Source organism: Demequina pilifera (assembly GCF_048814985.1).
Taxonomy (GTDB): domain Bacteria; phylum Actinomycetota; class Actinomycetes; order Actinomycetales; family Demequinaceae; genus Demequina.
The window spans coordinates 610,644-619,704 of record NZ_JBMDTW010000001.1 but is presented as its reverse complement, the minus strand read 5'-3'; the positions used below and the strand labels follow the sequence as shown (position 1 = coordinate 619,704).

The following is a 9,061-nucleotide window of genomic DNA, read 5'->3' as shown; positions in this document are numbered from 1 at the left end:
AGAGCCGCCGAGCAGCCCTAGGATCGTGGATGCACTACTACAACCACCACCGCAACCACTCAGCCATCGGCAAGGTCCCACCCATCACCAGGTTCAACAACCTCCCTGGGCACTACAGCTAGCCCTCGTCGCCGGAACTGCTGTCTGGCTCCAGGGCGCCGTAGACGGTAGGCAGCAGCTCGGCCACGGTGGGGTGCACCGTGAGCCACGTGTGCAGCGCCGATGCGGGCCCGTCCAGGTGCATCAGCATCGACAGTGAGTGGATCACCTCGTCGCCGTGATGGCCGAGCACGGCCGCACCGACGAGCCGGTCGCGGTCCGCGTCGACCACGAGCCGGATCGTACCCTCGGTGATGCCGTCGAGCGCTGCTCGCGCGACGTTCGCCATCGGGTAGTCCGCGACCGAGACGTTGATGCCGGCCTCGCGCGCCTGGGCGAGCGTGAGGCCCACCCGCCCCAGCGGCGGATCGGTGAACACGGCATAGGTGGGGATGCGGCCCGCGACCGAGCGGTCCTCGCGCGCCAGGTGCTCCGCGAGGATCTCGTGGTCCTGGTAGCTGGTGTGGGTGAAGGCGCCGCGGCCGTTCACGTCGCCGAGCGCGTAGATCCCCGGGGCGGAGGTGAGGAAGTGCTCGTCGGTGACGATGTAGCCGCGCTCGTCAGTGTCCACGCCCACGGTGTCGAGGCCGAGGTCGTCGCTGTTGGGGACGCGCCCCGCGGCGATCAGCACGCGGTCGCCCTCGACCGTCTCGCCGTCCGCGAGGGTGAGGATCACGCCCTCGCCGTCCCGCTCCGCGCGCACGATGTGCACGCCGGTGCGCACCTCCAAGCCCTCGTCGCGCACGAAGTCCGCTGCCGCATCGGCGATGTCCGGGTCCTCCCGCGGCATCACGTGATCGTCGGATTGGAGGATCGTCACGTGGGAGCCGAAGCGAGACCAGATCTGCCCCATCTCGAGACCGATGTAGCTGCCACCGATGACCAACAGCCGGTCGGGGAGCTCGGTGAGGTCAAGCAGCGTGTGGTGGTCGAGGTAGTCCACGCGTGACAGGCCCTCGATGCGCGGCGGCACCGAGCGGGCTCCCGGATTGAGCACGATGCGCGGTGCGGTCACGACCTGGCCGTCGAACTCGACCCGGTAGTCGTCGCCCTCCTTGCCGACGAGCCGTGCGCGGGCCGTGACGTAGCTGATGGACTCGTGGTCCTCGAAGTAGCCGCCGCCGCTCGCACGCCAGCCGTCGATGAGTTCGTCCTTGCGGGCCACCGCCCGGGCGACGTCCACCGTCACCCCCTCGACGTGGACGCCGTGGTGGGCGGAGGTGCGCGCCACGTGGGCGGCATGGGCCGATGCGCGCAGCGCCTTCGTGGGACGGCACCCGTCATTGAGGCACGTGCCACCGAACGGCCCGTCCTGGAAGACCGCGACGCGCTCCCCGCGGCCGTCCAGCTTGGCCGCGAGGGACGGTCCGGCCTGGCCGCCGCCGATGACGATGGTGTCGAAGTGCGTGTGGTGAAGGGTCATGCCTCATTGTGGCCAGAAGTGGGCGTGAGTGCAGGGCGAACGCTCGGCAGCGTGACGGCGATGTCCAGGCCGCCGTCCGCCAGCGGCGCCGCGGCGACGTTGCCGCCGTGAACCTCGACCACGCGCTTGACGATGGGCAGTCCCAGTCCGTGCCCCGTTGCCTCCGTGCGGCTCCCTCGCGTGAACCGCTGGAAGTACCCGTCCAGCGAGGCCGCGGGCACGATGGGCCCCGCATTCTCGATCCGCAGACATGCCCAGCCCTGCTCGGTCCACACCCGGCATCGCACCCAGCCCGAGTCTTCCCTGTTGTGCTTCAGCGCGTTGTCGACCAGGTTCGCGACCATTCGCTCGATCAGCACGGGGTCGCCTTCCACATGGGCGTCGGACAGGTCCAGGTCGATCTCCGTGCCGCCGAGCGCGGCTTCGCTCGAGACCTGAGCGACGTAGCCGGCGGTGACGTCTGCGAGGTCGAGCGGCTCGCGCAGGCGTGTCACGTCGTCGGCGCGGGCCAGGGTCAGCAGCGACGTCATGAGAGAGGTCGACCGCGCGACTTGGGTGTGTACCTGCGCCGCGAGTACTCGGGTTGACTCGGGTGCGTTCGCGTCGCTCAGCGCGTTGTCGGCCGATGCGCGCATCACCGCGAGCGGAGTGCGCAGTTCGTGCGAGGCGTCGGCTGCGAAGCGCTGGCGCGCCTCGAAGGCAGACTCGAGCCGAGAGAGCATCCCGTTGAAAGAGCCGCGCAGCCGGCCGAACTCGTCGTCCGGCCCGTCGTCCTTCAGACGCTTGTGAAGGTCATCCTCGGACAGCGAGTTGGCGGCCGAGGAGATCGCGTCGATGGGTCGCAGCACCCTTCCCGCAAGCCACCACGCAACAGGAATCGCGACGGCTGCCGTGATGAGTACGGCGAGGACAAGCCACTGTACGAGCTCGCCTAGGGTGCGCGCTCGCACCGCCTCGTCAATCTCGTTGAACACGTCCTGGAAGGGGCTCGCATCGCCGGGCTCGCCGATGCCGCCGGGTGGGCTCCCGCCGTTGGGGAAGCGCGGCGGCAGTTCCGGAGTCGAGCCGTCGACGCTCCACTCGACGCCCTGTTCGGAGAGGATCTCGGCGATGGCGGCGGTTCTCTCCTGGACGCGCGCCTCGGGGGTCGAGGAGTTCGCCACGAACATGTAGGCGGTCACCACGAGCACCGTCGCGAGCAGGACGAACAGGGCAGAGAACAGCGCGGTCAGCCGTAGCCGGATAGTGATTCTCACTGTGCCTCCGGCTCGCGCAGTACGTAGCCCACACCCTTGACGGTGGTCACGAGCGCCGGCTCGCCGAGCTTGCGCCGCAGCGTCACCATGGTGACCCGTACGGCGCTCGTCATCGGGTCCGCGTACTCGTCCCAGACCTTCTCGAGCAGCACCTCTGCCGACACGACCGTGCCGGGCTGAGAGGCGAGCACCTCGAGGATCCCAAACTCCTTGGGCGACAGCGACACTGGCTGACCGGCGCGCCACACCTGGTGCTCGTCCGGGCGGATCTCGAGGTCGCCGACCTTGACCACGGGGCGCGGAGCCCCGCCGACCCTGCGCGCAGCCGAGCGAATTCGAGCAGCGAGCTCGGCGAGCGCGAAGGGTTTGACCATGTAGTCGTCAGCGCCAATACCGAGCCCCTGCACGATGTCCTCGAGCGCATCGGCCGCTGTCAGCATGAGCAGGCGCGGGGGGTCCGGCCACTGTGCGATCTCTCGGCACACGTCGTCGCCGTGGATGCCGGGCAAGTCGCGGTCCAGGACCACCACGTCGTATTCGTGGATCGCAGCCTTGTCGAGTGCCTCCTCGCCGTTCCGGGCGACGTCGACCGCGAAGCCCTCGCGCCTCAGGCCGCGCGCAATCTCGAGGGCGAGGTCGGTATGGTCCTCGGCCACCAATACCCTCATCCGTGGTTCCTCAAGCGTGCCTCCTCAGGCAGTGCGCCGCGGTCGGCTCAGTACAGCAGTTCATCGCCGTCCTCCAGCCCGCTCGCCTCGACGGCGGTGCGCTGAGACGCCGTTCCCAGGATAGTGATCGGCTCGAGGGATACCTCGTCGCCGCGGCGCACGCGGACCGCCGCTCCGAGAGTGTCGGTCACGAGGATTGCCTCGGGGTCGAGCAGCAGTGCGTCGGTCGCGACATCGGCACTACTCGTGACTGTGACAGCCCACTTGTCTCCGGTGACCTCGACCTCCGGAATCAGCGCGACCACTCCGTAGGTACCGTCCTCCTGAAGTGCGGCGTCGATCGACATCACGCTGGCCTCCGCGGAACTGCGGTCGGGCATGGTGACGGTGAGCGTGGAGCCCACCGCGAGTGAGGATCGTTGCGACGGGTCGATCGAGAACTCCACGACCCGCTCGATGTCAGAGACGATCATCACTTCGTCTGAACGCGATAGCGTGTCACCCACGGACGTGAAGATCTCGGTGACGATGATCGGTCCGTCGTTGGTGACGACCTTGGTCGGGTCGATGTCTCCGGTCACCTCGGCTCTTACGCTCGACTGGAAATCCTCGACGGCTGTGGCGGTCGTGGAGGTGTACTCGTCGTCGACAGTCATCCCGCCGTCGGCGTCGAAGCCTAGAGCTGCGAGAGCGGCCTCGACCGCCTGAACGTCCGCACCCTCGTCGCCCACCGTAAGGTCTCGGTAGATGGTGACGCCGGACTCGAGCAGCACCACGGGATCGTCGTTCACGCGGTACAGCTCGCCGCCGGACTCAACAGTGGAGGCGGGTTGCGCGAGCCACGTGACGACGTCCGTCGAGGTCTCTTGGGGTGCAGGGTCGGCTCCCGGATCGACGGCGACCGCCGTTGCGAGCAGGCCGCCTCGGCCGCCGCCGGAGGCCAGGTTGAGCGAGGCCATCGACTCTGCATCGATGAGGCTCGAGCCGTCCTTCTCGGGAGGTGGGGTGGGCTCCGGAGTCGAGGTGACAGAGGGCGTTGGAGTGGGAATCGTCGAGGGTTCGGTCGTCGGGATCGCGGTGGGCGTGGGGCTCGTGGTGGGTGTGGGCGTCGGCGTGGGTGTGGGCGTCGGCGTGGGTGTGGGCGTCGGCGTGGGCGGAGTGCCGCCTTGACCCATGCAGCCGCACTGGGTGTTGGGCGCGCTAGGGGCGGTGTCCCCGGAGGGTTCCAGGTCGCCAGCGCGAGCAGTTCCGCCAGACGGTGGCCTACCCAAGCCGCCCGTCTCAGCGAGCGATCCGGTGCCGCCGGAAGGTTCGTCCTGAACCGCATCGGCCGCCGGGGAGAGAGTGCCGGAGCCCCACGTGACAGTCGAGGCGCCGCCGTAGGTCAGGGTCGCGTCCCAGGAGGTCTGCTGCGAAATTGTGCCTTGCTCGACAATGGTGGTCGGGTCGCTCTCGCCACCCTCGGCGGACTCGGGCGCAGTCGAGGCGTCGGCTCCCGTGGCGGCCATCACAAGTGACGCGCCGACGGCAGCAGCGAGAAGGGATCGGCGTGGGCCGGAGTGTGGGATGTTCATCATGACCTCAGTGCTTCGGTGGGAGACATGGACGCCGCGCGAATGGCGGGATAGAGGCCCGCGACGGCCCCGATGATGAGGGCGCCGCCGAGGCCGCCGATGATCGCGATGGGCGGGATCACTACGGCCCATCCTTGAGTGGAGGCGTACGCGAAGGTCACGAGCACTCCCGTGAGGATGCCCGCCAGGCCGCCGAGCAGAGACAGCAGAAGAGACTCAACGAGGAACTGGCGCCGGATGTGCGCCTGGGTCGCGACGAACACCCCGCCGCAGCCCACCCCGCCCCCACCCTCCCCCCCCCCCCCCCCCCCCCAGGCCGATCTCGCCGCGACGCTCGATCACGCCGATCACCATGACGTTCGCGATGCCCACGCCACCCACGATCAGGGCGACCGCCCCGAGGCCGAGGAACAGCGAGGTGAAGGCCGAGTCCGCAGCGGCCTGGGCCTCGAGTGCCTCGGATGGGCGGGTGACCTCGACCTCCTCGGGATTCTCCGGGTCGGCGGTCGCGCCCAGCACGGAGCGCACCTCCTCGACGTATTGGGCGTCAGTCGCCACGTAGACCATCGATGGGCTGAGCGAGGCGTCCAGATAGGTCTCGGCCGCGCCCGTACCGATCAGCGCGGCGCGGTCCAAGTCCTCGTTGAGCGGGAACGGCTCCAGAATCCCGATCACGGTGAAGGGCACCCCGCTGATCAACACCTGCTGGCCGTAGCCCACGTCGGTGATGCTCAGACGCTCGGCCGCGACGGATCCCAGCACGACTGTGGGGACGTCCGATGTGGCCTCGTCGTGCCACGTGCCCTCGGCCACCGATGTATTCAGGGTGTCGAGCAGACTCAGCTCGGTCGCGACGGCGGCGATCCCGCCGGTGGCGCTTTGGTTCACCTCGCTGTTGCGCAGCACGGCGTCCTCGAGGGACACGATGCTGGTGACGGACTCGATGGGGCCGATACGCGCAATGGCGGTCGACGCATCCTCGGGCAGCGAGGCGTCGCCTGCCCCGAAGCCCGAACCGGCCTGAACGGTGAGCAAGTTGGGTCCGAGGGCGTCGATCTGTGCGGCGAGGTCGGCACGCGAAGATTCGGACAGCCCGAGCACAGCGACCATGGACGCGATCCCGATCGTGATGCCCAGCGCGGACAGTGCGGTGCGGCCCTTGCGGCCCGACAGCGCGCGCAGGGCGACGGCAAGCAGGTCGCCCAGGCGCGCCTTGGACGGGGTGAGCTCCCGCTGAGGCGCGTCGGTGGCCTCAACCGTGGCGAGCGCGGTCACGAGGTCACCTCCAGTGCATGGTTGTTCTTAAGTGAGGAGTCGTGTTCGACGTGCCCATCGCGCACCCGCACCTGGCGGGGCAACGTCTCCGCGAGCTCGCGGTCGTGAGTGATCACCACGATGGTGGCGCCGGCGTCGTTGAGGCCGCGGAACAGGTCCATGATCTGGTCGCCGGTGCGGCTATCGAGGTTGCCGGTGGGCTCGTCGGCAAGGATGATCGCGGGATCGTTGACGAGGGCGCGAGCGATTGCCACGCGCTGGCGCTCTCCACCCGAGAGCTCCTTGGGGAGGTGGCTCACGCGATGGCCGAGCCCCACGCGTAGTAGGGCCTCGTATGCGGCGAAGCGGCGTTCTGTGGGTCCTACGCCGCGGTACAGCAGCCCCGTGGCGACGTTGTCGAGAGCGGTGAGGGTCGGCACGAGGTGGAACTGTTGGAACACGAAGCCGATCAGCGTGGAACGCGCGGCGGAGAGCCGCCTATCGTTCATGGACGCGATGTCGTAGCCGCCCACCCTCACGTCACCGGAACTCGGGCGATCGAGGGTGCCAATTACGTTGAGCAGGGTCGACTTGCCCGAGCCTGACGGCCCCACGATCGCGACCATTTCTCCCTCGTCGACGCGGAAGGACACTCCCTCGAGCGCGCGCACCGGAGGGCGGCCCGGATACTCCTTGAAGACATCGGTGAGTTCAAGGACCGGCACCCCAGATGGCCGCGTCATGATGGCACCACGACGTTCTCGCCGGGTCGCACGTCGCCTGTGATCTCGACCCAGCCGTCCTCGAACGAGCCAATCTCCACTGCAACCGGGGCTAACGAACCGTCGTCGCCCGCGACCTCGACGGCGTATCCACCCTCGAGCAGTGCGACCAGCGCACGCACGGGCACCATCGTGACGGACTCGCGCACCGCATCGGCCACCCGCACGTTGGCGGGCCCCTCGACGATCTCGCCCTCGCCTGAGTCCACGACTACGGTCACGGCGAGAGCCAGTTCGGCGTCAGGGCCTTCGTCAACCCGCTCGGGCGTCTCGGCTACCTCCTGGATAGTGCCAGGCACGACGGTCTCGTCTGCGAGTTCAACTTCGACGCTCGCGCCCTCTTCGAACTGATCCTGGTCATTGGTGCTGATCGACAATGAGACCACCTCGGACGCCGTGGCCGCAGAGGTCACCTCGCCGTCGTCGGACACTGCGTCGACCACCTCTGAGGTGAGTGCCGCTTTGAGCACCTCGGTGCCCGCTTCCACGCTTTCGCCGCGCTCGAGGCCCGAATCGACCCGGAGCTCGCCCATCGCGTATGTCACCTCGCCTTGAGTGAGCACCCCGTCCGGCTCCTCCCGGCCGAGCGCCTGCTCCCAAGCTTCGAGAGCATTGGCGGTCGCCGTCGTGAAGGTCTCGTCTACGCTCATGTCGCCGTTGTCGGTGAAGCCGAGCGCTGCGAGGTTGGTCTCGAGTTGCAGGATGTCCGCGCCGTCCTCGGAATCGGTGTCGAGGTCGCGCCACATGGGCAACTCGCCGTAGAGCAGCGCGACCGGCTCATCGTCGACGGAGAAGGCCACATCACCCCTGACCAGCGCATCGGACGGGTCTGCGACTGCGGTGACGATGCCGGAGTCGGATGCCAGCGCAGTTACGGCGTCGCCGTAGCCCAGCGTGCCCGCGTACTCGGTGTAGGTCTCGAGGTCGCGTGACTCGACGGCCACGGTGGTGAGGTCGAGTGCGACTGCGGCCTCCTCCGCCTCGGCGGGAGCCGTCGCCGCCCCCACCAGTGCGGTCACGCCTACGCCGAAAGTGACGCCTGCCGCCGCGGCGCCCAGACCTATGCGTCGCACCCGGCCCTTCTGCTGGCCGACGAGCTCGGAGACTTCCTCAAGGGTGGGCTGGCTGGCCTGTGGAGACGGGCGAGGCTCGATGGCAGTCATTCGCCACCCCCGCCCATGCCGCCGCCCTGGAGGGGCGACTCGCAGACCTCATTGGCGGCGATCCACGCCGGGTCGTCCGCATCGTAGCCGAGCTGTTCGGCGAACATGTCCAAGCGATCGAACCCGCCGCGCTCGATGCCCTCGGGCGGGCCGCCGGCGGGTCCTTCGCCAGGCTCGGGCATCTCGCCGGGCTCGCCGCCCATGCCGCCGCCAGGTCCGCCGCCCATTCCGAACTCGATGTCGCCCACGTCAAGGCCCTCCGCGCGCAGGCACTCCGTGTACTCGAATAGCGCGTCCTGGATCTCGGTTTGGTCGAACTCGCCGCCCCCTGCGCCCCCGCCGCCCGGCCCAAAGCCGACGCCCTCGATGAGGTCGCCGCAGGCTTCCATCGCGGTCATGAACGAATCGTCGCCGGGCTCGAACCTGCCGCCCTCGCCTGCCGCTCCGAAGGCGTCTTCGAACGAGACATCGCCGTCGGCATCGACAGTCGGGTCGGGGAAGTCGACTCCGTTGTCTCGCATGCACTGCGAGAACTCGAGCGCCTGCGCCTCCTGGTCGACCTCGGTCTCGGCGGCCGTCTCGGTGTCGGAGTCGTCGAGCGACAGCACGCCGTCGTCTTCTGGCTCCGACGAGCATGAGGTCAGCCCGAGTGCCATGAGGCTGACGGTTCCGGTGAGCGCGAAGAGGCGGGCGGCACGGCCCGCGCGGTAGTTGTTTGCCATGACGGCGATGCTATGAAGACCGATGTTTGGCGAACGTATGGACCGTCATTGGCGCTGGCCACCGGGTGGTGACGATGCCGTCACCAGTGACCAACCTGTGGCCAAGATCGGCCCCGTTCT

General features: G+C 68.6%; 11 protein-coding genes. 2 read left to right on the top strand and 9 right to left on the bottom strand.

The window, feature by feature from the left end; translation table 11 throughout:
• On the top strand, positions 1-122 hold a 122-nt coding region (locus ACNI14_RS02760; RefSeq protein ID WP_420518432.1), incomplete at its 5' end, for an integrase core domain-containing protein.
• Here ACNI14_RS02760 and ACNI14_RS02755 read toward each other — a convergent pair.
• The 4 genes from ACNI14_RS02755 to ACNI14_RS02740 are packed head-to-tail and all read right to left on the bottom strand — an operon-like array spanning position 119 to position 4,405.
• Entirely contained in the window at positions 119-1,522 is a 1,404-nt protein-coding gene (locus tag ACNI14_RS02755) for a mercuric reductase (RefSeq protein WP_420518411.1), read from the bottom strand. The genes ACNI14_RS02760 and ACNI14_RS02755 overlap by 4 nt on opposite strands.
• On the bottom strand, positions 1,519-2,778 hold the full coding sequence (locus ACNI14_RS02750) for a HAMP domain-containing sensor histidine kinase (protein WP_420518410.1): 1,260 nt from the start codon (positions 2,776-2,778) through the stop codon (positions 1,519-1,521). Before ACNI14_RS02750 ends, ACNI14_RS02755 begins: the two co-directional genes overlap by 4 nt.
• Positions 2,775-3,446, bottom strand: coding sequence for a response regulator transcription factor (locus tag ACNI14_RS02745; RefSeq protein ID WP_420518408.1), 672 nt, complete (start codon positions 3,444-3,446; stop codon positions 2,775-2,777). Before ACNI14_RS02745 ends, ACNI14_RS02750 begins: the two co-directional genes overlap by 4 nt.
• Before the next feature lie 47 nt (positions 3,447-3,493).
• A complete protein-coding gene (locus ACNI14_RS02740) occupies positions 3,494-4,405 on the bottom strand; it encodes a peptidoglycan-binding protein (RefSeq protein ID WP_420518407.1) in 912 nt (303 codons plus the stop codon).
• A gap of 13 nt (positions 4,406-4,418) precedes the next feature.
• Here ACNI14_RS02740 and ACNI14_RS02735 point away from each other — a divergent pair, with 13 nt between their 5' ends.
• Positions 4,419-4,616 (top strand): hypothetical protein, encoded by a 198-nt coding sequence (locus ACNI14_RS02735; protein WP_420518406.1) that lies wholly within the window; start codon positions 4,419-4,421, stop codon positions 4,614-4,616.
• 403 nt (positions 4,617-5,019) lie between these two features.
• Here ACNI14_RS02735 and ACNI14_RS02730 read toward each other — a convergent pair whose 3' ends face one another.
• From ACNI14_RS02730 to ACNI14_RS02710, 5 genes are read right to left on the bottom strand one after another with little or no spacing between them, the layout of a single operon-like run.
• Positions 5,020-5,283, bottom strand: a complete 264-nt coding sequence (locus tag ACNI14_RS02730; protein ID WP_420518405.1) for an ABC transporter permease — start codon at positions 5,281-5,283, stop codon at positions 5,020-5,022.
• Positions 5,237-6,295 carry an ABC transporter permease gene (locus ACNI14_RS02725; protein WP_420518404.1) on the bottom strand — a complete coding sequence of 353 codons (1,059 nt, stop codon included), beginning with the start codon at positions 6,293-6,295 and terminating at the stop codon, positions 5,237-5,239. The genes ACNI14_RS02730 and ACNI14_RS02725 overlap by 47 nt, the downstream gene beginning before the upstream one ends.
• Entirely contained in the window at positions 6,292-7,017 is a 726-nt protein-coding gene (locus ACNI14_RS02720) for an ABC transporter ATP-binding protein (RefSeq protein WP_420518403.1), read from the bottom strand. The genes ACNI14_RS02725 and ACNI14_RS02720 overlap by 4 nt, the downstream gene beginning before the upstream one ends.
• Positions 7,014-8,219: a peptidoglycan-binding protein gene (locus ACNI14_RS02715; RefSeq protein ID WP_420518402.1), complete on the bottom strand. Its 1,206-nt coding sequence runs from the start codon at positions 8,217-8,219 to the stop codon at positions 7,014-7,016. The genes ACNI14_RS02720 and ACNI14_RS02715 overlap by 4 nt, the downstream gene beginning before the upstream one ends.
• Positions 8,216-8,941 carry a hypothetical protein gene (locus tag ACNI14_RS02710; protein ID WP_420518401.1) on the bottom strand — a complete coding sequence of 242 codons (726 nt, stop codon included), beginning with the start codon at positions 8,939-8,941 and terminating at the stop codon, positions 8,216-8,218. The genes ACNI14_RS02715 and ACNI14_RS02710 overlap by 4 nt, the downstream gene beginning before the upstream one ends.
• Positions 8,942-9,061 lie beyond the last annotated feature (120 nt).

What these genes read in the sequence shown, in the direction of transcription:
- ACNI14_RS02755 (WP_420518411.1), bottom strand. Translation starts at nt 1,522, where the DNA reads ATGACCCTTCACCACACGCACTTCGACACCATCGTCATCGGCGGCGGC.
- ACNI14_RS02710 (WP_420518401.1), bottom strand. Translation starts at nt 8,941, where the DNA reads ATGGCAAACAACTACCGCGCGGGCCGTGCCGCCCGCCTCTTCGCGCTC.
- ACNI14_RS02745 (WP_420518408.1), bottom strand. Translation starts at nt 3,446, where the DNA reads ATGAGGGTATTGGTGGCCGAGGACCATACCGACCTCGCCCTCGAGATT.
- ACNI14_RS02740 (WP_420518407.1), bottom strand. Translation starts at nt 4,405, where the DNA reads ATGGCCTCGCTCAACCTGGCCTCCGGCGGCGGCCGAGGCGGCCTGCTC.
- ACNI14_RS02735 (WP_420518406.1), top strand. Translation starts at nt 4,419, where the DNA reads ATGAGGCTCGAGCCGTCCTTCTCGGGAGGTGGGGTGGGCTCCGGAGTC.
- ACNI14_RS02720 (WP_420518403.1), bottom strand. Translation starts at nt 7,017, where the DNA reads ATGACGCGGCCATCTGGGGTGCCGGTCCTTGAACTCACCGATGTCTTC.
- ACNI14_RS02715 (WP_420518402.1), bottom strand. Translation starts at nt 8,219, where the DNA reads ATGACTGCCATCGAGCCTCGCCCGTCTCCACAGGCCAGCCAGCCCACC.